The organism is Bifidobacterium samirii (genome assembly GCF_003952945.1).
Classification (GTDB): Bacteria; Actinomycetota; Actinomycetes; order Actinomycetales; family Bifidobacteriaceae; genus Bifidobacterium; species Bifidobacterium samirii.
The window spans coordinates 13,227-37,491 of record NZ_QXGK01000017.1; the positions used below are offsets into that span (position 1 = coordinate 13,227).

A 24,265-nucleotide genomic window follows, 5' to 3' on the forward strand; every position below is an offset into this window, starting at 1 on the left:
GATTTATATTGACTTGTATAAAAGATGAGCAGGGTACAGTAATGATGTCTGGGCTGTAGTGCTTTGCTGGCGTCAAAGAACCGGTGTCATCGTGCTGCGATGGCAGTAGTGTCTCGCAGCATGAGTTGGGTATTCAGAATTTCGAATCGCGGCTCAGGTAGCGGGCCTCCCATGGCTTTGATTGCCTTGCGTGCTGCGATGGCGCCAAGATGTTGCGGGCGTTGCCGTAAGGTAGTCAGCCCTATCTTGGATGCGAATGGAATATCGTCAAATCCGATTACCGACAAGTCTTTCGGGACCTGTAAACCATATTGCGGGAGCCGGTATAGAATCGGCAACGCAAGTTCATCGGTCTGGAAACAGATGGCTGTGGGTGATGGATTCATCGTGGTCAGTCGCGCAATCGCCATACTGGTTGAATCGTCATGATCGGAACACTGGATCTGTTCTATGGTGATGCCGGGGTGCGCGTCAGCGGCGCGCAGCAGTCCCTGTAGTCGGGTTTCCGCACTGAATTGCAAATGGTTGGAGTCGTCGTGGGCGCCGCAGACATACGCAATACGGCGGTGTCCTAGCGATGCCAGATGACCGAGCGCCATGTGCATGCTTTGCTGGTCATCGATGCACACGGTGCCGTCGAATCCAGCTGTGGACGGCGTATTGATTCCGATGAGGGGGACATTCATTTCCTTAAGTCTGCTAACCTCGGCCGGGTCTATGTCAAACGAGCAGACGATAACCGCATCGACATTTCTTTGTACTGGCAAATCAGCGAAGAAACGATGCCGGTCATGCTCGTTCGACATGCCGTACGTGGATATGTCATAGCCGGCCGGGTGAAATACAGAATCAAGACCTCGGTAGACATTTGCGTTGAACCAGACATCAATGGTGTCGGCATGGAGGAATGCAATACGGAATGATTGTCCTGACTTCAGCGCAGCTGCGGATCGGGAGACTCGGAAGTCCAGTTTTCGAGCGGCTGCCAGAACCCGGGCGCGGGTTTCCGGGAGAACGAGATCCGGTTTGGCGAATGTGCGCGATACTGTTGATACGGATACGCCTGCTTCCGCTGCTACAGCTTGAATACTTGCTTTTGCCATGGCAACCTCGCTCATACGCAATAGTGGTTTTCTTGGTAAGACAACGTTATCATACTGGTGAGAGTTGTGTGAGGCACAGTGTTATGCTGCGACGAGTTGAAATGGGGTTCTGTGAGGCGGGCGGAGTCTGGCATGGTGATTGAGCCGGGTTTTATATTTGAAAACGGCCGCAGCTCGTCCTGATGAAAAACGGACGTGCTGCGGCTCTGGTCTATTGCTTTCCGCTCATGATGGCAGCGAGGGACAACACTCGTGGGTTGGTGAATACGTCATCGGTGTGGACGAGACATCCACTGCTATCCATTAGCGGAACGCGCCAATTGGGATACTGATCGGATGTTCCTGGTTGGTTTACTGTGGCGTGCTGTCCAGTGCCGTCTACAATGGCTGCTTGACGCAGCACGCTCGGTGTGGAGATTAGCATTCGGTGCATGGCTTCGATGATTTCCTGTTCATATTCTGGAACGTTAGCGGCGGCTTCGGCCGTCAGCCATCCTCCGGTGACCAGCAGGTCAAGCATCGCTTGCCGCTCTGCTTCCGCACTTCTTGCAAATTGTTCGACGGGTTCGGTCAACAAATGGAGTCGTTCTCGTAGTCGCACATGTTCGAATTCCAAGTAGCCTGCTGTCGGAGGCAGATCGTGCGTGGTCACAGATGCTAGCGCCAGCTGGCGGTAGTTGCTGGGATGAGTATAAGGATCTCCTGCGTTTGGGGAGTCGTCGATACGCGCGAACCATTCCACGTCGGTGCCGAGTACCCCGTGTCCGGACAGGAACTGACGGACAAAAGGTGGAACGGTTCCTAAATCCTCGCCGATTACCATTCCGTTCGCGCGAGTTGCTTCAATCGACAAAATCGCAATCATCGCGTGATAGTTGTACATCACATATGCTCCGCCCTTTGCGTTTTTGCCCTGCGGAATCCACCACAAACGGAATAGTCCGAGTGCGTGGTCAATCCGTACTGCGCCGGCATGCTCAAACATCGAATGCACCATCTCTCGGTATACGCGGTATCCGGTTGCTTCGAGATAACGAGGACTGAATGGTGGTTGTCCCCAATCCTGTCCTTGTTGGTTATAGAAATCCGGAGGACATCCGACCGTGACTGAGCCGACTGCGAAACGTTCGGGGCTCCACCAGACGTCCGCACCCAGCGCGTGTACTCCCACAGCCATGTCCTGTATGAGACCAATGGCCATGCCATTAGCTCGTGCGGTTTTCTGGGCGTTCCCTAGTTGCTCGTTGGCGATCCACTGTAGCCAGCGATTGAATTCAAACAAGTCATGGTGAGTTCTGATCAGGTCGGCGACCTCGGGTGAGGTACGGTTAGTGCGCGCAAACCAGGAATTCGGCTCCCACGGGGCGCCCCACACTTCAAATGCGAGACACCAAGCGGCGAATGCATCAAGGTCTGGGCCGGCCTGCTCCTTGAAGCGGGCGAACTCGGCCTCTCGTTCGGGAGAGCGCGGATGGTCGAAAATCAGACGCAGGGCGGGGCGTTTCGCATTCCACGCCGCATTGATACCCATGGGATTAGGCTCGTCATTGTTTGCGGATACCGATGCATGTAGTTCGTCGACCTGTGCGCGATCGTCGGATGATAGCTCAGCATATTCGGGGATATTCTGTGGCCGGATGTACGTTACGTTGAAGAATCGTCGTGACTCAGGCAGATACGGCGACGGCTCGAGCGGCGGAACGGGAGCTCCGGCATGAACTGGGTTGATAAGCATGAAATCGGCATCGGTTTTCGCTGCTGCCGCAGCAAGGAGTTCAGTCAGATCCCCGTAGTCCCCTACGCCCCACGAATCATGAGACCGGATTGAATAGAGTTGAGCCATCCACCCCCAACGCGGGCGTTCCGCTACGGCTTGAGGCAAAGGGATACAGGCGGGGGCGACCATCAGAGTCGCTTGGTCGTCGTGGTCTCCGTTGGCTACGTGTAGCGTGTGGTATCCGATTGGCAGATTGTCGGGCAGTGAGAAAGAGTATGCCGACAGGTCGTGACTGTTTCCCCGGTGGATTTCTTCGCGGCAATGAGTAGTGCCATCTTCCAGCATGATTGTTATCTGGAGCGGGGCCGCTGAGTCGATATGGTTCAGTCTGACTGTTGCGGGTTCTCCAACTGTGGCGGTGAGGGTCGATGAGGGCAGGATGCGGGCGGATGGCTTCGCCCCGATTGCATCTGATGAGTCGGTTGCGGTTGTTTGGGCAAGCGACTGTTCGATTGCTGTAGGTGTGTTGGCCTCGACTCCCAGTGCTTCGAGCACGTTGATGAGTACGTCGTCGGAGATTTCAACATATGTACCAAGCTGGTCTATGTATGATGTGGCTACCCCATTGATTTTGGCTAGCTGGATGAGCGGTCGGGAGAGCCTTTCGGGACTTTCGTAGCGCTCGGCCCCATCGATTGATGTGTTGATGGGGCATGGGGTGGCATCGAGTGGCGTCATCTGTTCCTCCTCCTCTGTCATTTCCTTGGCGGAATTCATTCGGATTGTGGTGTTGCTGAGTGGTGACCTGCGTCCGTCTGCTGGTGCTTTCTCTGTTGGCCGTGTCCCTCGGGTATGGCCCGCCATCGGGCCGAAGTAATTCGGGGCATACCTAAGAGCGGCTCCGCTCATGGTTACTATACCTCATATTGACATCGTTTGCAAAACGATAAAACATTGACTTTGGTGAGTTAAACGGTCTTATTCTGGTTATTCTGGGGAGACTGCTTCTATCGTTTGCAATAGCTGAAGACTATCCAACTTGTTGCTTTTGATAGTCCGAGTTCTCGGAGTGTGTACAGGTGTCTGTTTCCATACTGCGGCGATGGGATCGACCCGGCGTCGGCCATGACGCATTCGGGTCCCTGAAGTCGGTTTCGTCGATTCCAATCGTTGCCATACCCGTGTGGTGGCGTGTTGGATGTCATCGGGTTGTTGTTTATGATGAGTGAGTCGATACCGACAAGTTTCATGTCTCGGCGGGCTTGGACGCGTTGGTCGGTGCGGCCGAGGAGATCTTGCTGTGCGACTGCCGAGTCAGTGACTGCCGTCATTCATGTGAATCCCGACGCAACCGGACCGTGTTGCGTCGGGATTCGTTCGTTTCCGGGAATCCCCATACGGATTGCGACGCCGGGAGAGGCGGTTGCGTCGGGATTCGTATGGGATGGCGGGATGATGTGCGGATTGCGACGCAAGCCGGCCTGGTTGCGTCGTAATCCGTTAATGAACCCCGGATCCTGTGCGGATTGCGACGCGGATGACGGGGATGCGGAGGGCTGAGGCGGGGAAGGGGTGCCGCAATCCGTCCCGAAAAAAGTTCGGAGAATCGGGAATAGAAAGTTGCAAACGAAAGTTGAGTGGTGTAGGCTCAAGTTTTGGAAAGCCCGAGAGCGGTCCAAGAGCTTGGGCGAAGAACGAAAGCGCATAACTCAACCAAAGGAGCAACACTATGGGACGCGCAGTCGGTATTGATCTGGGTACCACCAATTCCTGCATCGCCACGCTGGAAGGCGGCGAGCCCACCGTCATCGTGAACGCCGAGGGCATGCGCACCACCCCGTCCGTGGTCGCCTTCAGCAAGTCCGGCGAGATCCTGGTCGGCGAGGTCGCCAAGCGCCAGGCCGTCACCAACGTCGACCGCACCATCTCCTCCGTCAAGCGCCACATGGGCACCGACTGGACCGTCGACATCGACGGCAAGAAGTGGACCCCGCAGGAGATCTCCGCGCAGGTCCTCATGAAGCTCAAGCGCGACGCCGAAGCCTACCTGGGCGAGCCGGTCACCGACGCGGTCATCACCTGCCCGGCCTACTTCAACGACGCCCAGCGCCAGGCCACCAAGGACGCGGGCACCATCGCCGGCCTCAACGTCCTGCGCATCATCAACGAGCCGACCGCCGCGGCGCTCGCCTACGGCCTGGAGAAGGGCAAGGAGGACGAGCGCATCCTCGTCTTCGATCTGGGCGGCGGCACCTTCGACGTCTCCCTGCTGGAGATCGGCAAGGACGAGGACGGCTTCTCCACCATCCAGGTGAAGGCCACCAACGGCGACAACCGCCTGGGCGGCGACGACTGGGACCAGAAGATCATCGACTGGCTCGTCGGCGAGGTCCGCAACAAGTACGGCGTCGACCTGTCCAAGGACAAGATCGCCCTGCAGCGCCTCAAGGAGGCCGCCGAGCAGGCCAAGAAGGAGCTGAGCTCCTCCATGTCCACCTCGATTAACATGCAGTACCTGGCCATGACCCCGGACGGCACCCCGGTCCACCTCGACGAGACGCTGACCCGCGCCCGCTTCGAGGAGATGACCTCCGACCTGCTGGGCCGCTGCCGCACCCCGTTCAACAACGTGCTGCGCGACGCGAACATCTCCGTCGGCGAAATCGACCACGTCGTCCTGGTCGGCGGCTCGACCCGTATGCCGGCCGTCAAGGAGCTCGCCAAGGAGCTGACCGGCGGCAAGGAGCCGAACCAGTCCGTCAACCCGGATGAGGTCGTCGCCGTCGGCGCCGCCGTGCAGTCCGGCGTCATCAAGGGCGACCGCAAGGACGTCCTGCTGATCGACGTGACCCCGCTGTCGCTGGGCATCGAGACCAAGGGCGGCATCATGACCAAGCTCATCGAGCGCAACACCGCCATCCCGACCAAGCGTTCCGAGGTGTTCTCCACCGCCGAGGACAACCAGCCGTCCGTGCTCATCCAGGTCTACCAGGGCGAGCGCGAGTTCGCCCGCGACAACAAGCCGCTGGGCACCTTCGAGCTGACCGGCATCGCCCCGGCGCCGCGCGGCGTCCCGCAGATCGAGGTCACCTTCGACATCGACGCCAACGGCATCGTGCACGTGTCCGCCAAGGACAAGGGTACCGGCAAGGAGCAGTCGATGACCATCACCGGCGGCTCCGGCCTGCCGAAGGACGAGATCGACCGCATGGTCAAGGAGGCCGAGGCCCACGAGGCCGAGGACAAGAAGCGCAAGGAGGAGGCCGAGACCCGCAACCAGGCCGAAGCCTTCGCCTACCAGACCGAGAAGCTCGTCAACGACAACAAGGACAAGATCTCCGACGAGATCGCGACCGAGGTCACCGGCAAGGTCGAAGCCCTCAAGGAAGCCCTGAAGGGCGAGGACATCGAGGCCATCAAGACCGCGCAGACCGAGCTGATGACCGCCGCCCAGAAGATCGGCGAGGCCCTGTACGCGCAGCAGGCCGCCGACGCGTCCGCCGCCGACAACGGCGCCGCGAACAACGGCCCCGACGACGACGTGGTCGACGCCGAAGTCGTGGACGACGACAACAAGTAAGGGACGCCCCCATGGCCGAGTTCAACAAGGACGATTACCTGAACGACCTGCCCGATGCCGACGACCTGACGGCCGCCGCCGGGCAGGCCGGCCCCGACGCCGCCTCCGCCGACGCCCCGTCCGCCGATGAGAGCGCGGCCGCCGCCGGCGAGCCCGCCGAAACCGGCGAATCCGCCGAGTCCGCCGACGGCGAGTCCGCCGAGGACACGCTGACCCCGCTGGGCAAGGCGAAGCAGGAGGCCGCCGAATACCTCGAGGCGCTGCAGCGCGAGCGTGCGGAGTTCATCAACTACCGCAACCGCGCGCAGAAGGAGCAGGAGCGCTTCCGCCAGCACGGCATCATCGACGTGCTCAGCGCGCTGCTGCCCGCCCTCGACGACATCGACCGCATCCGCCAGCACAGCGAGATGGACGACTCCTTCAAGGCCGTCGCCGCCAAGATCGACAAGGCCTTCGAGAAGTTCGGCGTCGAGAAGTTCGGCGAGCAGGGCGAGGAGTTCGACCCCACCCGCCACGAGGCGATCCTGCACAAGCCGGACGCCTCCGCCGAGAAGGAGACCGTCGACACCGTCGTGGAGGCCGGCTACCGCATCGGCGAGCGCGTGATCCGCGCCGCCCGCGTGGTCGTCGCATCCCCGCAGGCCTGACGCATCCGTCATTGCAATCCGCGCGGGACGGCGGCGGACGTGCCACGGCATGTCCGCCGCCGTCCCGCGCGGCCGTCATCGGCGGCGGCATCCGCCGAACGCAACCATCATGCGGCGAGCATCGGGGGAACCGCGCCGCATTCGCAACACAACACGTGAAAGGAGACATGGATGGCTGAAAACGAGTGGCTGAGCAAGGACTTCTACAAGATCCTCGGTGTCTCCAAGGACGCCAGCGAAGCCGACATCAACAAGGCGTACCGCAAGCTGGCCCGCCAATACCATCCCGACCTCAACCAGACCAAGGAGGCCGAGGAGAAGTTCAAGGACATCTCCGAGGCGTACGACGTGCTCAGCAGCAAGGACAGCCGTCAGAAGTACGACGCGATCCGCCAGTTCGGCATGGGCGGCGCGCGCTTCGCCGGCGGCTCCGGCGGCGGCTTCGACGCATCCGGATTCTCCGACATCTTCGGCTCGATGTTCGGCGGCAACGGCGGCAACGTGCGCTTCGGCACGAACGGCGGGCCGACCAACATCAACGACATCTTCTCGATGTTCGGCGGTGGGGCCGGCGGCATGGGCGGCGGAGCGCCGTTCGGCGGCGGCTACGCGACCGGCGACCCGTACGCGGGCCGGCAGTCGGCGCCGCAGCCGGAGGACGGCGAGGACCGCAACTCGAAGATCAACCTGACGTTCCGCCAGGCCGTCAAGGGCGCGACCGTGTCGCTGAGCGCCGACGGGAAGAAGTTCAAGACGCACATCCCCGCCGGCGTCAAGGACGGCCAGAAGATCCGCCTCGGCGGCAAGGGCAAGCCGGGTCGCAACGGCGGCAAGGCCGGCGACCTGTACCTGACCGTCAGCGTGGCCGACGACCCGAAGTTCACGATGCGCGGCACCGACATCCTCATGGACCTGCCCGTCACCGTGGGCGAGGCCGTGGGCGGCGCGAAGGTCGAAGCGACGGACGTGGACGGCGAGACCGTCACGTTCAAGGTGCCCGCCGGCTCGTCCAGCGGCACCGAGGTGCGCGTCTCCGGACGCGGCGTGAAGCAGGGCAATACGCCCGGCGACCTCGTCGGCCGCGTGCAGATCCGCGTGCCCGCCAAGCCGGGACTGGGCCTCAGGCACGCCGCCAAGGAGTTCGACGCGAAGGCCGGCGACGAGTACGCGGCCGGCGTCGCGGCCGGACGCTGACGGACGCCGGACGCCGGACGCCGGACGGCGGCAACGACAGCAACGGGTAGGAACGACAAGGAACGGTAGGCGACGATCATGGCCAGGATCGCTCAGGAAGTGAAGCGCGCGTACGCGGCATGCGCGGCCGCGCTCGTATCCGGCAAGGCCGATCTGGACGCGGTCGATTCGCTCGGACTGAACGTCGAGATGCCCGTGTTCTCGGTCGGGCAGGCCGCCGAACTCGCGGGCGTGCACGCGCAGACGCTGCGGCAGTACGACCGGCTCGGCCTGGTGGTGCCGCGGCGCACCGAAGGCGGCGCGCGCCGCTACACGCTGCGCGACATCGACCGGCTCGCGCAGGCGCAGCGGCTCAGCCAGGAGGAGGGCATCAACCTCGCCGGCATCGAACGCATCCTGTCGCTGCAGGAGGAGAACCGTCAGCTGCGCCGGCAGAACCGCCACCTGCGCCGCCGTCTCGAAGGCGACAGCGTGTTCGAGGCGAGCGCGGACGGCGAAGTTGTCGAAGTGCTCCAGTCGAAGGCGAAATACTATCGCATCTGGCGTCGCGGCAGCGCCAAGCCGCTGCAGCTCACCGCGGCGCGCGAGGAATTCGGCGGGGCGGGCGTCGGCGCGGGCATCGGCTCGGGTGCCGGCCCGGCCGGACGCACGCACGACGTGCGGTTCGACGGTGCCCTCGGCGACGATTTCGGCGATGACTTCGGCGACGACTTCATCCCCGCGCAGATCGTAGTCGTCGGCGACTGACCGACGACTGACCGGCGACCGACCGACGCACGGTCGGCGAACCGATCGCCGCCCTCCCGCGCCGGCGTGCGCTCGTCCGCAATCTCTGCTGAGATGGAACCGGATATGCACGCGGCCGCACAGCGGCCCGAGGAAAGGCGGATCACCATGATGCTCAAGGCCGTGTTCTGGGATATGGACGGCACGCTGATCGACTCCGAACCCTACTGGCACGCCGGCGAAATGGAGATCGCGAAGGCGAACGGCGGCTACTGGGATCAGGAGCTCGCGTGGGCCGGCTCCGGCACGCCCGTCCCGCAGGTCGCCCAGCGCATGGTCGACCACGGCTGCCAGCTGTCGGTCGAGGAGATCGGCCGCGGCATGATCGACTACGTGGCGCGCGCCGAAGCCGCCCACATGCCGTGGATCGACGGCGTGACCGACGTGCTCGAATCGCTCGTCGCCGCCGGCATCCCGTCCGTACTCGTCACCACGTCGCCGCGCCACCTCGCGCAGGGCCTGATCGACCAGGCACCCGCCGGCGCGTTCGCCGGATTCATCTGCGGCGACGACGACGTCGAGAAGAAGCCGTCGCCCGAACCGTACCTGGCCGCCGCCCGACTGCTCGGCATCGCCCCCGAGGACATGCGGTACTGCGCGGCCATGGAGGATTCGATGAGCGGCCTCAAGTCCGCCGCCGCGTCCGGCGCGACCACGATCGCGCAGACCGGCTACATCCAGACCGACACGTCCGACGGCCCCCAGTTCGCGTCGATCTCGTCGTACGACGGCGTGACCGCCGCCACGCTCGACGCGTTCGTCCGCAGCCGCGTCGGCGCGTGACCGCGACCGCGTCGCCCTCGCGACCGCCGGTACGCCGCGGCCGCGAGGGCGACGACGGGAGTCATCAGTGCGGATGATTGCCGCGCGCATCGGGGTGTGGTGAGGTAGGCTGGAGAGGTCCATCCAAGCTAAGGAGGCAAATCATGGCTGATTTCGATCTGGGCGACGGCATCCGCAAGGTGTTCCTTGCCGGCATCGGGGCGCTCGCGACGACGGTGGAGAAGGGACAGGAGATCGTCGACGATCTCGTCAAGAAGGGCGAACTGACGGTCGAGCAGGGCAAGGCCCTCAACACTGAGCTCAAGCGCAAGGTCGCCGAAGTCAAGGAGGAGACCGGCAAGACGGCCGAAACCCCGGCCGAGCCAGCTGCCCCGGCTGCTCCGGCGGCCCCGGCCGACGAGGCCTGACCCCGAATCGGGGCATCCGTTGAACGGAACCACCGGCATGACCGCGCGGACCGGACAGGAGACAGGGGAGACCCTCGACCTGTTCGGTCCGCGTCGTGATGCCTTCTCGGCGCGCTACCATCTGACCCGACGCGGCAAGATCAAACGCCTCGGGCAGATCGCGCGCATCGCCAAGCAGTTCGACGTCGTGCATGGGCTCACGCCCGTCAAGATGCGTCTGATGATGGAGGCGCTCGGCCCCACGTTCGTCAAGGTCGGGCAGATTCTGTCGATGCGTTCGGAGATTCTGCCGCCGTCGTTCTGCGACGAGTTGGCGAAGCTGCGCGCCGACGCCGACCCGATGCCGTACCGCACCGTCGTGGATACGCTGGAACACGAATACGGGCGGCCGGTCGACGAGATCTTCGCGCATATCGATCCGACGCCGCTCGGTTCGGCGTCGCTCGCGCAGGTGCACCGCGCCACGCTCGTCACCGGCGAGGACGTCGCCGTCAAGGTGCAGCGGCCGGGCGTGCGCGACGTCATGGCGCAGGACGTGTCCATCATGCGTTCGATCGCGAAGGCGGCGACCCAGTTCGTGCCCAGCGCGCAGGTCGTGGATCTGGGCGGCGTGGTCGAGGAACTGTGGGACACGTTCGAATCGGAGACGGACTTCCTGATCGAAGCGCGCAACCTGGCCGAATTCAAACGCTTCTGCGAACCGTACCGGTACATGGACTGTCCCAAGCCGTACATGGACCTGTGCACCGAGCACGTGGTCGTCATGGACTACGTCGAAGGCATCTCCGTGTCGCATCCGGAACGGCTCGTCGCCGCCGGCTACGACCTGAAGGACATCGGCACGAAGCTCGTCGACAACTACGCGACGCAGGTGCTCGACGACGGCTTCTTCCACGCCGACCCGCATCCGGGCAACATCATCATCGCCGGCGGGCAGATCGTGCTCATCGACCTGGGCATGACCGGCCGGCTCAACGCGAAGACGCGCGCGGTGCTGCGACAGATGATCTTCGCCGTCGCCGAACGCGATTCGCCGTCATTGGCGGACGGTCTGCTGCGCTTCGCGGGCGCCGACGCCGACCCGGCGGACTATCCGGCGCTGCTGGCCGACCTGGACACGATCATCGCCGAATACGGCACGGTCGATTTGGCGGAACTCGACATCGCCGCGTTCATGACGGCGCTCACCCAGCTGGCGCAGCGGCACGGCATCGAAGTGCCGAGCACGGTCACGACGGTGGGGCGCGCGCTGGTCACGCTGGAGGGCCTGCTCGACGAGTTCATCCCCGACGTGAACATGATCGACATCATCTCGAAGCACATCGCGACGAGCAAAAGCATCGACCGGGCCGTCAAGGACGAGCTGACGTCGCTGGGCGTCGAAGGGCACGCCGCGCTGCACGGCCTGCTGGGCGCGGCCGGCGAGGCGAAGGTCGCGGCGCGCATGCTCACCCGCGGGCAGCTGCGCATGAACCTGGAGCTGGTCGGCGCGGAAGAGCCGATGCGCATGCTGTCGGACATGGTGAACCGTCTGACGATGGCGCTGATCGTGGTGGGCCTGTTCGTCGGCTCGTCGATCGTGTATTTCGCCGGCATGAAGCCGATCGTGTTCGGCATCCCGGTGGTCGGCTTCATGGGCTACGTGGTCGCGTTCGTACTGTCCGCGTGGATCGTGTTCGACATCTACTTCAAGGGCCGCAAAGGCGGCGGCCGCCGGCGGTAGGGGAGTCGTCCGTCAGTCGAGCGGCAGCGTCGACTCGCGTTGCGCGAGACGGCAGGCGACCGTCTCGACGCCGGTATGCGCGCGCCCGTCGATCGCGTCGAGCAGCCGGCGTGCGGCGAGACGGCCGATGCGCTCCGACGGGTCGGTGACGGTCGTCAGCGGCGGCGTCGACTCGCGTGCGAACGGTTCGGGCGCATCGCCCAATCCGATGACCGCGACCGACTGCGGCACGCTCCACCCCGCCTGCCGCAGCACGCTCAGACAGCCGCGCGCGATGCGGTCGTCCTGGCACAGGATCGCATCGAAATCGACGCCCTGGTCGATGAGTAGCCGTGTCGCGGCCCGACCCCACGCCTCCGATCCGACGTTGCGTCGGATCTCGCCCGCCGGCTCCAATCCGGCGGCGCGCAGCGCGTCCAGCGTGCCGTTCAGCCGGCGCCGCATGACGGGTGACGCCTCGTCGCCGCCGATGATCGCGATGCGGCGTCGCCCGCAGGAGATCAGATGCCGTGCGGCAGTCTCGCCGACCGCCGCCTCGTCGCGCACGACGGAGCAGTCGTTCGCATACCGGCTTGCCGACATCGCGTAGACGACCGGCATCATGTCGGCGTCGCCGCGCAGCGACCGTCGCGTCTCGCCGTCGCCGCCGACCACCAGCACGCCGTCGACATGATGGTCGGCGAACAGGTCGAGCGCGTCGCGTTCCAGCTGGGCGTCGCCGCGCGCATTGCGCACGATGACCGCGTTCCCCGCCGCCGACAGCTCCGCCTCCGCGCCCAGGACGGCCGCCGCATGCGGGCGTTCGGGCGTCGCGTCGAGCAGCAGGCCGATCAGATGGGAGCGTTCCTCGACGCGCACCGGCGCGGGCACGGCCGACGACGACGTCGCATAGCCGAGCATGCGCGCCGCGTTGAGGACGCGGCGGCGCGTCTCCTCGCTGACGCGCGGCTGGCCGTTCAACGCCTTCGACGCGGTCGCGAGGGAGACGCCGGCCTCGGCGGCGACCTCGGCGAGCGTCGTGCCGCGACCGGCTTGCCGGAACGGTTCGCGGTCGGCGTCGCGGGGCGCACGGCGGTCCGATTGACGGTCCGTCCGTCGGTCCTGCTGACGGTCCGGCTGACGGTTGACGTAGAGCGGGCGGTCGTCGGTCATGGGACTCTCCTTCGCGCGGCGGACGTATGCGATGACGCACGCAATGACGTATGCGGTGAAAATTTTACCCGGTACGGGAAACCCCAGCCGGCGCAACCGTCCCGCGCGAAAACCGGCGGCCGCGCTGGACCGGCGGCCGCGCATCGTGGGCGGGACGCGCACGGCGGCGACGGGAAGGACTAGGCTCGGAGACGAACGTCAGTATCGTCCGATCCGATCGCAAGGAGCAACGCATGTCAGCACGTTTGCGCAACCTCATCATCGGCGGCGCCGTGGCCGCCGGCGCGGCCGCGTGGGCCGTCAAGCCGCGCGCATTCACCGACCGTCTCGACCACTACGTGCCGTCCGTGCCCGACGTGTGGTACGCGCACCGCGGCCTGCACGACGCCGGCTCCGGCCTCAGCCCCCAGTACGCGGCCGAAAGCGGCGACTACGTGGCGCTCGCCCGCCGCATGGCGATGAAGGCCGGCTACGGCGACCCGCTGATCGACGCGCCCATCGCGCCGGAGAACTCGCTTGCGTCGTTCGCCGCGGCCTGCGAGGCCGGCTACGGCATCGAACTGGACATCCAGCTGACCGCCGACGGCCAGGTCGTCGTCGTGCACGATTCCGACCTGCTGCGCGTCGCCGGCGACCCGCGTCGCATCGACGAACTGACGTACGACGAGCTGACCCGCATCCCGCTGTTCCCCGGCTGCCGTCCCGGTGCAGAGCAGGTCGAGCCGGCGAACGGCGACGGCGCGACCGACCACGCCGGCAGCAAGGCGAAGGAGCTGCGCGTCGGCGGCGTCGAGGTCGCCTACCAGCATGTCCCGCTGTTCTCCGACGTGCTGCGCGTCGTCGCCGGCCGTGTGCCGCTGATCGTCGAATACAAGTTCGACGACAACGCCGTCTGGTCGCCGCGCAACGACGAGCTGATGGAGAAGGGCGACGCGCTGCTCGAGGCGTACGACGGCCCGTACGTGGTCGAATCGTTCCATCCGGGCGCGATGAACTGGTACAAGGTGCACCGTCCGGAGGTGTGCCGCGGACAGCTGTCGTGGCCGGCGAGGATCGACGAGGACGGCTGGAAGGAATGGCTCGCCGGCTTCCTCGTGTTCGACTGGCTGTCGAGGCCGGATTTCGTCGCGTACGACTGGACCGGCGGCCATCTGCCGCAGGTGCGTGCCGCCCGCGCGATGGGCGCGACCGCCGTCTCGTGGACCGTGCGCAGCACCGACGAATTCGCCCAGTGCGACGACTTCTTCGACCGCCACATCTTCGAGGCGTTCGTCCCGCCGCGCTTCTGATCCGCAGTCCGGTCGGAGGATGCCGCCCGATGAATATGAGGAGGCCCGCAACGACGATGACGTCGCTGCGGGCCCCCTCATGTCATGCCGACCGGCTGCGCGAGCCGGCCGTATCGGGTGTATGACGTCAGTCGATGACGCCGTACAGACGGTCGCCGGCGTCGCCCAGACCCGGCACGATGTAGCACTTCTCGTTGAGCTTCTCGTCGACCGCGCACACCACGACCTTGAAGTCGATGGACGGGTCGACGTGCTCCTTGACGAATTCGATGCCTTCCGGGGCGGCGAGGATGCACACGGCGGTGACGTCCTTGGCGCCGCGCTCGGCCAGATAGTGGGTCGCGGCGACGAGCGTGCCGCCGGTCGCCAGCATCGGGTCGATCAGGAAGCACTGACGGCCGGTCAGGTCGTCGGGCAGACGGTTCGCGTAGGTGATCTGCTGGGTCGGATGCTCCTCGTCGCGCTTCATGCCGAGGAAGCCGACTTCGGCGGACGGGATCATCTTGGTCATGCCGTCGAGCATGCCAAGGCCGGCGCGCAGGACGGGCACGATGATGGGACGGGGTTCGGCGATGTGCTTGCCGACCATCGGGGCGACCGGGGTCTCGATCGGCTTGTCGACGACGTCGAGCTCGCGGGTGGCCTCATAGGCTTCGAGCATGACGAGCTCGGAGACGAGCTCACGGAAGGTGGCGGACGAGGTGTTCTTGTCGCGCAGGACGGTCAGCTTGTGCGCGACCAGCGGGTGATCCAAAACATGAAGTTCCATAGCCTCTAGCGTACCGTGAATCGGCGCGGGCCGCGCCCCGCAGGCGCATCGCGCTGTGGGCGGAATCGGATGGGAATCATGACAGTAAGAAAGGCGCCGGACCGTGAAAGCGCCTGTCGGCGCAAAGGCCGCTCGCAGCGGCAAAAAATGGAGCCCGGGGCTATGCACGGCCCGACGCGACCCCCATTGTACATGCCACCCGTCCCGCGACACGGCACGGGGCGAGCGGGCGTGGGGAGCGACACGAACATCCGCACGTTTCCCTTCGCAACGGACACGCAATCACGATGCCTGCGTGTCCATTGCGAAGATACGAGCGGTCGAAACTTCATAACCGTCACGCGGACGTGCCGATTGCGCGTCCGTTGTGAAGTCTTGCGCGGTTCGACGCCTATTCGAGCGTGCCGGCGCGCCACAGGTGGGCGCCGCGGCGGAACACCTTGGCGGTGGCGAACAGGTTGCCGGCCGTGTGCAGCAGTCGGGCGGCCTGCTCGCGGCGGGCGGTCGCGTCGACGCCGCGGTCGTCGGCTCCGCCGTCTCCGCCGTGCGCATCGCCGTCGTGTGCGCCGTCGGTCGGCAGGTCGGTGGTCAGATGACGTGCGTCGAGCCGCATGCCCAGCGCGACGACGTCGGTGAACGCGGCGGCGCGGTCGAGCGCGACGGCGAAATCGCCGGTGAACGCGCCGGCGAGGATCGAGTCGGCGGTGCGGGCGATGTCGTCCTCGTCGGGCGTCGCGTCGACGCCGGCGATCGCGGACGCGCTGGTCGCGACCGGCTCGCCGATGCGCCACAGTCGCGCGATCGACGCATCATGCCGGCGCATCCACGAACGCAGCATGTACAGCCGCCACAGGATGCCCGGCAGCGTGTCCGGTTCGGCCTTGCTCCACAGTTCGGCGACCACGTCCACGCCCTCGTGTTCGACGAGCGTGAGCACGCGCGCGACGACCTCCGGGTCGGCCTGATGATGCACGCGGTCGAGCAGCGCGGCCGCCGTCTCGTGCGCGATCTCGTTGACGACGCTCGGGTCGGTGCCGCCGGCGATGCCGTCGACGACGCCGGGGCTGAGCTGGCCGGGACGCGATGGTCGGGGCGAACCGGTGTGGGTGAAGCCGTTGGCGCGGCCGGAGATGATCGAACCGGAGCCGTAGTGCAGGGCGTTAGTAGACAATCGGGGCAACTTTCTGGACGTCGATGATGCGCGGCCCCTGGTCGGTGGCCACGACGAACAAGGCTACCGCAGTGCCGGTGGGCATGTACGGCGATTTCGCGACGAGACGCTTGGCGAGCGACTTGGCCGCGCACAGCTTGCGCAGGTGCGCGAACATTCCGCCGATGACCGGCCGGTGCATGCACACGGCGACGGTCTCGCCCTCACTGAGCGCGTGGTCGATCTCGTCGGCGAAGCAGTCCCATGCGCGCCGCTCGTCCTCGGCGAACGCGTCCTCGGTGAGCGGGTCGAGGTGCGCCATCGGACGGTTCGTCTGCCAGGAGAACACGTGCAGCGTCTCCTTGCAGCGCATCCACGGCGACGTGGCGAGCCGGGTCGGGTTGTAGCAGGCGATTTCGCGGTTGAGCGCGTACGCGGCGGCCGCGCCCTTGGGCGTGATCGGCCGGTTCTCGTCGGTGCCGTCCCACGTCTTGCGCGACTCGGCCTTCGCATGGCGCACGATCATCACGTTCTGCGCGTCGGCGGCGCCCTCGCGCAGCCGGTCGACGAACCAGGCGAGCACGTCGCGGTCGCTGGAATGCGTGAGCCGCTTGCGCGCGGCGGCGACGGGCATCCAGACGATGCCGTCGATCTCGCCCACGTCGGCGTGATGGATCGGTCCGAACGCGTCGATGAGCTGCTCCGCCTCGACCGGGTCGATCGGCCGCGCCATCCAGTAGCGGATGTGCTTGATGGGCGTCGCACCGTCCTTGAGACGGCGTTTGCGGCTGCCCTCCTGGTCGAGCGGGTATTCGACGTCGCCCAGGTAGGGGCCGAGCGCGACGGTCATGCCGGTCTCCTCGCCTATCTCGCGCACCGCCGCGTGGCGGTGGGATTCGTTGAGTTCCAGCTTGCCCTTCGGCCAGCTCCAATCGTCGTATTTGGGCCGGTGCACGACGCACACCTCGATGCGGGCGGTCGGATCGTCCGCGGATCGCGCGGCGCGGCGATCGTCGCGCGCGCCGTGTCCGTCGCGTCCGTCGTCGACGATGCGGTAGACGATGCCGCCGGCGGCTTCGACGATATGGCTCATGATGTCCCCTCTCGTTCTCCCTGATGGTTGCGACGGCATGACGGACCGGGCCGCCCGCCGCCGGTCGGCGGGGCGGGCGGCCCGGTCATGGCCGTCAGTGGCCCGACTTGCGGCGCGTGTGGCGCTTGATGAGCACGTCCTGGCTGTCGGGCAGCAGGCTGCCGTCCTCGGCGTGCGAGACGTGCACGTACGTGCCGTCCGGCTGCATGTGCCATGATGCGGTCGTGTCGGCCATCTGCAGGTCGATGTAGTCGATCAGCTCCTGCACCTGCTCGGGCGCGGTGATGCGCACGAGCGCCTCGACGCGGCGGTCGAGGTTGCGGTGCATCAGGTCGGCCGAGCCGATCCACACCTCCGGGCCGGACATCGGGCCTTCGCCGATCTGCGGGCCGTCGGAGTTGGCGAACGCGTAGATGCGGCTGTGCTCGAGGAAACGGCCGAGGATCGAACGCACGCGGATGTTGTCGGACAGGCCGGGGACGCCCGGCTTGAGCGCGCAGATGCCGCGTTCGACGATGTCGATCTTCACGCCGGCCTGGCTGGCGCGGTACAGCGCGTCGATGGTCTTCTCGTCGACGACCGAGTTGACCTTGATCTTGATCCACGCCTCCTTGCCGGCGCGCGCGGCCTCCTCCTCGCGGCGGATGCGCTGGATGATGCCCAGGCGCACGGTGCGCGGCGCGACGAGCAGACGGTGGAAGCTCGACTTGGGCGCGTAGCCGCTCAGCTGGTTGAACAGGCGCGTCAGGTCCTGGCCGACGACCGGGTCGCAGGTCAGCAGGCCCAGATCGGTGTAGATGCGGGCGGTCTTCGGGTTGTAGTTGCCCGTGCCCACATGGCAGTAGCGCTTGAGGCCGTCCTGCTCCTGACGCACGACGAGGCTGAGCTTGCAGTGCGTCTTGAGGCCGACGATGCCGTACACGACGTGCACGCCGGCGCGTTCCAGCTTGCGCGCCCACGCGATGTTCGCGTCCTCGTCGAAGCGCGCCTTGATCTCGACGAGCGCCAGCACCTGCTTGCCGGCGTGCGCCGCGTCGATCAGCGCGTCGATGATCGGCGAGTTGGAGCTAGTGCGGTACAGCGTCTGCTTGATGGCCAGCACCTTCGGATCGGCCGCGGCCTGCGCGAGGAACGCCTGCACGGACGTGGAGAACGAGTCGTACGGGTGGTGCAGCAGGATGTCGTGCTCGCGGATCGCGGCGAAGATGTCCTGTGCACGGCTCGACTCGACCTCGGCGATCTGACGGTTGGTGGTCGGCACGAACGGACGGTACTTGAGGTCCGGGCGGTCGATGCCGCCCAGCTCGAACAGGACGGTCATGTCGAGCGGCGCGGGCAGACGGAACACCTCTTCGGCGCTGACGCCGAGCTGGTCGGCGAGCAGCTGGGAGAGGAACGGGCTGGTCGCGTCGGAGATCTCGAGGCGGATCGGCGGTCCGAAACGGCGGCGCAGCAGCTCCTTCTCCATCGCGTTGAGCAGGTTCTCGGCGTCGTCCTCCTCCACGTCGATGTCCTCGTTGCGGGTGACGCGGAAGGAGCGGGCCTCCTTGATGATCATGCCCGGGAACAGGGATTCCAGATGGGCGATGATCAGGTTCTCCATCGTGATGAAGCCGTAGCGCACGTTGCCGGACTCGTCCTCGGTCAGGTCGGAGACGGGGACGAGACGGTTGAGGTTGTCCGGGATCTTGACGCGGGCGAAGTGCGACTTGCCGGAGTTCGGGTTCTCGACGATCACGGCGAGATTGATCGAGTTGCCGGAGATGTACGGGAACGGGTGGGCCGGGTCGACGGCGAGCGGTGTGAGGACCGGGAACACCTGCTGGCGGTAGTAGCGCGACAGGCGCTCCTGCTCGGCGGCGGTGAGCTTGTCCCAGCCCAGCAGCACGATGTGCTCCTCGGCGAGGGCCGGCAGGATGTGGTCGACGACGTAGCGGGCGTGCTCGTCCTGCAGACGGTGCGCCTGGTCGCTGATCGCGCGCAGCTGCTGGCGGGGGCTCAGGCCGCTGGCCGCGGTGACGGCGATGCCGGTGTCGATGCGGCGCTTGAGGCCGGCGACGCGGACCATGAAGAACTCGTCGAGGTTCGAGGCGAAGATCGCCGCGAAGTTGGAGCGTTCCAGCAGCGGCTGGTCGGGATCCTCGGCGAGTTCGAGCACGCGCTGGTTGAACTTCAGCCAGCTCAGCTCGCGGTCGAAGAACCGGTCCGGCGGCAGCGGCTGCTCGTCGGGGAGGTTCTCGCGGCGGTCGTTCTTGTCGGTTTCGGCGATGTGCTCTGCGATTTGACTGCGGAGTATCGCCTTCGAAGGTGCGTCAAATATCTGTGCCATACCCCACTACTTTATGCGCTGGAACGTGCGCAACGCGAGGGCGCGTCCGATAATTCGACGCTCGTTCACGTTCGGGCGTGTTGGGGGTGGTGTGCAGGGTGCGCGGTGCGTGCGCGGCGGGGAGCGCGTGCTGAGGTTGACGACACGCCGGACTCGCGTCGGCTGCGGAACGCAAGTGAACAGAAGGCAACAGCGAACCGGTTCGAAGCGGTCGCGATGCGTCATTTTCGGTGCAATGCGGACGACGGAGCGAACAGTTATGCAAATAAGCGAACAACGGGTGGTGGGGCTTGCGGGGGCGGGGAGTCGCGCCTAGATTATGAGATACCAGAACAGAACAGAGCAGAGCCCACAAAGAGTGTATGGTCACAAAGGACTGTTACGTTGAACGGGCATTGGAAAGACTTACCGTTACGACGATGATGTTGTGCAGCGATCTGCTCTCAAGGTTTTGGTGGGGAGGCCCGCTTCGGCGGGCCTCCCTTTTTTTTTCGTGCGTGGGGGGGGCTCGCGTGGAGATGCGAGGAGACGTATAGGGCCTGCGCCGCGCGGAGACGGGTTGTCCACATCGGAAAACTGCTGTTGTGGATAGACACGCCGTGATGTGGACAACCGCATAGCTTTCGACCACATACCCCGGTTCGGCTGGCGTTCCACTCCGCCGCCGCGATTCAATCGGGGCATGGATACGACGCAACGAACCACGGCGGCGACCCCGGCAACTCCGGTGGTGCCGCGACGCTACTACACGCCAACGCAGACGGTCGGCAGGCCAACGCAGACGGCGGCCATCACCCACGCCGGACCGGACGGACCGGTCTCACGTCCCGGCATGCTGCGCGCCGGACCGCCGGATGCGACCGTCCTGCCGGACGGCGTACGCACCGGCGTCATCGGCCGCAACATCCTGACCTGCACGGCGGCGAGCGGCGGCATCGGACTGAGCCTGACCGCGGCACTGCTCGCCCGCACGCTGACTGGACGCGACCTGACCTGCACGCTCGTCGACGCGGACCTGACCGGCGGCGGACTCGACATTCTGCTCGGCATCGAGAAGAACCCCGGCATCCGCTTCGACACCCTCGACGCGCCGCTCGGACAGGTGGACGGCGACGCGCTCAACCGGGGACTGCCCGTCTGGGACGATGTGCGCGTCCTCTCCCACAATCCGTGGAACGGTCCCACACCGCCATGGTGGGGCATTCAGGCGGCCGTGCGGGCGCTGTCGGAGACGAACGGCATCGTCATCGTGGACGCCGGCCGAGGCACCGGACTGGCCGACATCCCCGAACTCGAAGCGGCTCCCAGACTCCTCGCCGCCGAACTGTCGGTACTGGGACTGGCCCGCGCCAAACCGCAACTGCAACGGATCCGGGAACGACACCCCGAGTCCGACGTGATCCTCGTCGGCATCGAACCACGCGGCGTGGGACGGCAGGCATCCGGACCGGTCGGCGTGGACGAAGCCGAAGACTACATCGGCCAGCCATTCGACGCCTGCATGCACGCTGACCCGAAACTCTGCTCCGACATCCTCTCCGGACTCGGCGCACAGCACGTCGCCCGCCGCAACCGCCTCGCGATCGACACGCTCGGCGACCGCGTGACCGCCATGCTGGAACGCGGGTGAACCATGAACGCATACGGCAACGGCATACCGTTCGGACCATTGGAGGCGCTGGCCCAGGACCCGCGCGTCACGGACGTGGCGGTCACCGGCGACGGGCGCGTATGGGCGGACGCAGGCGAAGGCATGCGCGAATACCGGCCGACCATACCGTTCACGTCACCGCAGATCGTGCGCGACTACGCGGTACGGCTGTGCGCCGCGCTCGGCCGTCGGCTCGACGATGCATGCCCGATCGCGGACGCCTCCTCGTCTGACGGCATCCGTGTGCACGCGGTCATCGCACCACTGGTGCCCGAAGGCGCGGCGATATCCATCCGATTCCCCGCCCGCTCACCGCCGCGGCTCGAAACCCTGTGCGCCACGGGCATGCTCCCCGCGGTCTGGCTGCCGCTGCTCTGCGCGCTGGTGGCCCGCCGCGCCACGATCCTCATCACCGGCGGCACCGGCACCGGCAAGACCACGCTGCTCAAAGCACTGCTCGGGCGGTGTCCACGTGAGGAGCGCATCGTGGCCGTCGAGGAGGTGCGCGAACTCGGCTTCGGCGGTGGCACCGTCGGCGCGAACCGGGTGTCGCTTGTGACGCGCGAAGCGAACGTCGAAGGAGCCGGCGCGATCGGCCTTGCCGACCTCGTCAAGGCGACGCTGCGCATGCGACCCGACCGGATCATCCTCGGCGAATGCCGCGGCGAAGAGATCGCCGACCTGCTGCGCGCCTACAATTCCGGCCACACCGGTGGCATGACCACGCTGCACGCCGACGGCGTGACCCGCGTGCCGTCCCGTCTCGCCGCCCTCGGACTTCTGGCCGGCATGCCCGTCGACGCCACCGCGATGCTCGCCGCCAATGCGTTCGACGCGGTGCTCCATCTGGAGCGCGACGGTAGCGGGCGACGGCGCATCGCACAGATCGGACGATTGGACGTCAACGGGGGATACGGGGACGGCGGCGGCGATGGCTCTGACGGTGGCTTCGTCGGCAACGATGTCGCTACTGGCGACGGCATCCGGAACCGGGGCGCCGGCGGCGGCAGCGGACTGACCGGACTGGTGCTGAGCCGTTGGGATGGCACCGGACCGCCCGTGAACGGGCCGCACTGGAATCCGTTCGTCGCACGATGGGTCGCCGGCTGAACCGGAAGGAGCGTTCCATGATCGCAGTCATCACCGCGAACATCCTCACAGCGGTCATCGCATCGCCGCATCTCATCGTGATCGTCATCGCCGCAATCGCCTCCGCGGGCGCAGTGGCGCTGGTCATGCCGTCGAATCTGACATCGGCCGAGCGCCGGCTACGAGACATGCATGCGCGCAGCCGCGACGGCCCGGCACCTGCCGGCAGCGGCATCGGCGGTGCTCGCGGCCGATATCAAGGCGCCATCGACGGTGACACGGACCATCGCACCGGCATCATGGCGGTCATCGCATCCGCAGTCGCCGCACTGCGCGGCGGCGCGACGATACGAGACGCATTCCCCGATACGGGCAAGCCCCGTCAACGGTCGGACGTACCCCCGGGCGCTCACGAGGGCGCGTCTTCACGGCCGCCGATGAACACACTGACGGAACAACGCCTCTACGAACTGCTATCCCGGCACGCCCTGCCCAAGGAAACCGACCGGCAGATCGCCGACGCCGCCACGCAGATCGCGCTCGCCGCCCGACTGAGCGAACGCCTCGGATGCCCCGCCGTACGCTGCCTCGAAGCCGTCGAACAATCCCACCGACGATCCCGTCTGCTCGCCGACTCGCGCGAACAGGCGCTCGCGGTACCGCAGGCGACGATCCGACTGCTGTCGGCGCTTCCCGCGGTGACCGTGCTGCTGGGCGAACTCATGGGCGCACGCCCCATCGGATTCCTGTTCGGCACGCCGGCCGGACTCGGCTGTCTGCTGCTCGGCGGCGGATTCCACGCGGCCGGCATGGCCTGGACGGCGGCGATGCTGTCGGCGGCGGACGACGAAGGGAGATGATGATGGCATGGACGTATGCGTGGACTGCGGCCGTGTGCGCTGGCGGAGCGGTATGGCTGTGGCTGTCGTCCGCCGGTCGCAACGCGGCTGCGGGACGGATGGACGCGCTGCCGCATCATGAGGATGGCCGACGCAATGTGGGCAGTGGATGGAAAGGGGCGAACCGCCGTTCGTCTCTGAAACGCCATGTGCCGGATACGCTCGTGCTCGCCCTGCTTGATGCCGCGATACGGCAGGGCGCGTCGATTCCGTCCGCGCTGGACGCGGTGGGGGAGTGCCTGCTGCGCTGCGGCGACGGCACTGCCGGGCGGGAGCGATTGCGCGGACGGTCACCTGGGCCATCGTCGCCATCGTCTGGGCGCTCGCCCGATTCGCCGGAAGCGGCGATCGGCGTCGGATTATGCGCGGTGGCCGCCGCTCTGCTGCGCGGCGTCGGCTGGGACGCTGCGTGGACGCTGGCCTGCGCCGATGCCGGTGATGACCTCGGGGGTGGCCGGTTGTTCCGCGCGTTGCAGGATGCGTTGGGACCGTCATGGCGTCAGGGCGTACCGCCCTCCGCCCGCCTGAACGCGATGATGGAGCAGATGGACGCGGACGAGCGCGCCCGCATCGAAACGTCGACGGCGAAGCTGTCGGTGCGTCTGCTGCTGCCGACCGGCTTATGCTTCCTGCCGTCGTTCATCATGATCGGCATCGTCCCCTCGATCGTCTCGTTCATTGCATGACGGGTGATCCGTGCATCTTGTGGTGGGGAATTGGTGCATTGCGGGTGGCTCCATCGAACCGGATGGGGCCACCCGATGCTTAGTGAGCGCGATACAGGCTGGATGCTACGTCTGCAGGCGGAGTGGAACGCATGTCGGACACGACGATTCCGGGATGGATGGAGCGTCGGTCATGCGGCAGCGGAAGCCCGTCTCTCATCGCTGATGGTGGCGAGACG

At 65.9% G+C, this 24,265-nt stretch carries 18 protein-coding genes and 1 pseudogene; 12 read left to right on the forward strand and 7 right to left on the reverse strand.

Annotated elements, in window-relative coordinates:
* Positions 1–86 precede the first annotated feature (86 nt).
* Both D2E24_RS07880 and malQ read right to left on the reverse strand, forming a co-directional pair.
* Positions 87–1,103: a LacI family DNA-binding transcriptional regulator gene (locus D2E24_RS07880; RefSeq protein ID WP_125968826.1), complete on the reverse strand. Its 1,017-nt coding sequence runs from the start codon at positions 1,101–1,103 to the stop codon at positions 87–89.
* Between the two features lie 211 nt (positions 1,104–1,314).
* Positions 1,315–3,558 carry a 4-alpha-glucanotransferase gene (malQ, locus tag D2E24_RS07885; protein ID WP_125968827.1) on the reverse strand — a complete coding sequence of 748 codons (2,244 nt, stop codon included), beginning with the start codon at positions 3,556–3,558 and terminating at the stop codon, positions 1,315–1,317.
* Between the two features lie 991 nt (positions 3,559–4,549).
* Here malQ and dnaK point away from each other — a divergent pair.
* From dnaK to D2E24_RS07920, 7 genes and pseudogenes are all read left to right on the forward strand, one after another.
* On the forward strand, positions 4,550–6,400 hold the full coding sequence (gene dnaK / locus D2E24_RS07890) for a molecular chaperone DnaK (RefSeq protein WP_125968793.1): 1,851 nt from the start codon (positions 4,550–4,552) through the stop codon (positions 6,398–6,400).
* A gap of 11 nt (positions 6,401–6,411) precedes the next feature.
* Positions 6,412–7,047, forward strand: a complete 636-nt coding sequence (grpE, locus tag D2E24_RS07895; RefSeq protein WP_125968794.1) for a nucleotide exchange factor GrpE — start codon at positions 6,412–6,414, stop codon at positions 7,045–7,047.
* A 171-nt stretch (positions 7,048–7,218) separates the two neighbouring features.
* On the forward strand, positions 7,219–8,241 hold the full coding sequence (locus tag D2E24_RS07900) for a DnaJ C-terminal domain-containing protein (protein WP_125968795.1): 1,023 nt from the start codon (positions 7,219–7,221) through the stop codon (positions 8,239–8,241).
* A gap of 78 nt (positions 8,242–8,319) precedes the next feature.
* Positions 8,320–8,829 (forward strand): annotated as a pseudogene (locus D2E24_RS07905) (heat shock protein transcriptional repressor HspR); the annotation flags it as partial.
* A 306-nt stretch (positions 8,830–9,135) separates the two neighbouring features.
* Entirely contained in the window at positions 9,136–9,810 is a 675-nt protein-coding gene (locus tag D2E24_RS07910; RefSeq protein WP_125968828.1) for an HAD family hydrolase, read from the forward strand.
* A 143-nt stretch (positions 9,811–9,953) separates the two neighbouring features.
* The gene (locus tag D2E24_RS07915) at positions 9,954–10,217 is read left to right on the forward strand and encodes a phasin family protein (RefSeq protein WP_125968797.1); all 264 of its coding nucleotides are present in this window, start codon (positions 9,954–9,956) and stop codon (positions 10,215–10,217) included.
* 37 nt (positions 10,218–10,254) lie between these two features.
* Positions 10,255–11,940 carry an ABC1 kinase family protein gene (locus D2E24_RS07920; RefSeq protein ID WP_125968798.1) on the forward strand — a complete coding sequence of 562 codons (1,686 nt, stop codon included), beginning with the start codon at positions 10,255–10,257 and terminating at the stop codon, positions 11,938–11,940.
* 12 nt (positions 11,941–11,952) lie between these two features.
* On the opposite strand, the gene D2E24_RS07925 is transcribed toward D2E24_RS07920, so the two are convergent.
* On the reverse strand, positions 11,953–13,092 hold the full coding sequence (locus tag D2E24_RS07925) for a LacI family DNA-binding transcriptional regulator (RefSeq protein WP_125968799.1): 1,140 nt from the start codon (positions 13,090–13,092) through the stop codon (positions 11,953–11,955).
* 233 nt (positions 13,093–13,325) lie between these two features.
* On the opposite strand from D2E24_RS07925, the gene D2E24_RS07930 reads away from it, so the two are divergent.
* The gene (locus tag D2E24_RS07930) at positions 13,326–14,381 is read left to right on the forward strand and encodes a glycerophosphodiester phosphodiesterase family protein (RefSeq protein ID WP_125968800.1); all 1,056 of its coding nucleotides are present in this window, start codon (positions 13,326–13,328) and stop codon (positions 14,379–14,381) included.
* A gap of 127 nt (positions 14,382–14,508) precedes the next feature.
* On the opposite strand, the gene upp is transcribed toward D2E24_RS07930, so the two are convergent.
* From upp to D2E24_RS07950, 4 genes are all read right to left on the reverse strand, one after another.
* Positions 14,509–15,150 carry a uracil phosphoribosyltransferase gene (gene upp, locus D2E24_RS07935; protein ID WP_125968801.1) on the reverse strand — a complete coding sequence of 214 codons (642 nt, stop codon included), beginning with the start codon at positions 15,148–15,150 and terminating at the stop codon, positions 14,509–14,511.
* 391 nt (positions 15,151–15,541) lie between these two features.
* A complete protein-coding gene (locus D2E24_RS07940) occupies positions 15,542–16,306 on the reverse strand; it encodes a hypothetical protein (RefSeq protein ID WP_125968829.1) in 765 nt (254 codons plus the stop codon).
* 4 nt (positions 16,307–16,310) lie between these two features.
* Positions 16,311–17,393: an NUDIX hydrolase gene (locus tag D2E24_RS07945; protein WP_125968802.1), complete on the reverse strand. Its 1,083-nt coding sequence runs from the start codon at positions 17,391–17,393 to the stop codon at positions 16,311–16,313.
* Positions 17,394–17,487: 94 nt separating this feature from the next.
* On the reverse strand, positions 17,488–19,722 hold the full coding sequence (locus D2E24_RS07950) for an RNA degradosome polyphosphate kinase (protein WP_125968803.1): 2,235 nt from the start codon (positions 19,720–19,722) through the stop codon (positions 17,488–17,490).
* Positions 19,723–20,404: 682 nt separating this feature from the next.
* Between D2E24_RS07950 and D2E24_RS07955 the strand changes: the two genes are divergently transcribed.
* From D2E24_RS07955 to D2E24_RS07970, 4 genes are read left to right on the forward strand one after another with little or no spacing between them, the layout of a single operon-like run.
* Positions 20,405–21,352, forward strand: a complete 948-nt coding sequence (locus D2E24_RS07955; protein WP_125968804.1) for a CpaE-like family protein — start codon at positions 20,405–20,407, stop codon at positions 21,350–21,352.
* Between the two features lie 3 nt (positions 21,353–21,355).
* Entirely contained in the window at positions 21,356–22,483 is a 1,128-nt protein-coding gene (locus tag D2E24_RS07960) for a TadA family conjugal transfer-associated ATPase (protein ID WP_125968805.1), read from the forward strand.
* A 17-nt stretch (positions 22,484–22,500) separates the two neighbouring features.
* Positions 22,501–23,322 (forward strand): hypothetical protein, encoded by an 822-nt coding sequence (locus tag D2E24_RS10640; RefSeq protein WP_241222923.1) that lies wholly within the window; start codon positions 22,501–22,503, stop codon positions 23,320–23,322.
* Entirely contained in the window at positions 23,319–24,047 is a 729-nt protein-coding gene (locus tag D2E24_RS07970) for a hypothetical protein (RefSeq protein WP_125968806.1), read from the forward strand. The genes D2E24_RS10640 and D2E24_RS07970 overlap by 4 nt, the downstream gene beginning before the upstream one ends.
* Positions 24,048–24,265: the final 218 nt, after the last annotated feature.